At 41.8% G+C, this 865-nt stretch carries 1 protein-coding gene; it reads left to right on the forward strand.

Going from position 1 to position 865, the window contains the following annotated elements; translation table 11 throughout:
• Positions 1-865, forward strand: an 865-nt coding sequence (locus HMPREF9441_RS18680; RefSeq protein ID WP_008622984.1) for an RHS repeat domain-containing protein, incomplete at both ends; no start/stop codon positions are given.

Here is an 865-nt window from a genome sequence, read left to right on the forward strand (position 1 = left end):
ACGATGAACGCGGAAGGATCACTGAGAATAGTGCGATGGGTACCTATGAATACACACGTAATGGATACCAACAACAAAAGCTCACTACCAATGAAGCAGGCGAGACATATTTAGAAAAATACCCTTTGCCCACTGTAAGGTATAACGCTTTCAAAGCTCCTGAGCAGATATACGTAAAAGATAAAGAGCGGATAAGCTATGAATATAACGCCTTTGGCGAGCGTTCACATTGCTATTACGGTAATGCCGAAGTAGAAAAAGCTAAACGCCCACTGCTAAAACACTACAGCCACAATGGTAGTGTAGAGATAGTATGTAACAAGACCAATAACAGTACCAAGTTTGTGTTTTACTTAGGAGGTGATGCGTATAGTGCCCCTGCGATACTCATTTCGGATGGTGAAGCGCAAAAACTCTATTACCTACACCGCGACTATCTGGGAAGCATTGTAATGCTCACTGATGAAGACGGCAATATCGCTGAAAGACGCCATTTTGACCCTTGGGGACAACCCATAAAAGTAGAAGATGGAGCGGGAAAAGTGTTACAAGGTTTAACTTTATTAGATAGAGGCTATACAGGGCACGAACACCTACAAACCGTAGGACTTATCCATATGAACGGACGGTTATACGACCCAGCCTTACACCGTTTCTTACAACCCGATAACTACGTACAAGACCCTTTTAACACCCAGAACTTTAATAGGTATGGATATTGTTTGAATAACCCACTGGTGTATGTGGATGAGAATGGGGAGTTTATTATAACAGTTCTTATAGTAGGGGCTATAATAGGTGCTTATATAGGAGGTTCTCAAGCCAATGGTACATACAATCCTTTTAGGTGGGATTATAGTAGCAT

This window comes from Paraprevotella clara YIT 11840, assembly GCF_000233955.1.
GTDB classification, from domain to species: domain Bacteria; phylum Bacteroidota; class Bacteroidia; order Bacteroidales; family Bacteroidaceae; genus Paraprevotella; species Paraprevotella clara.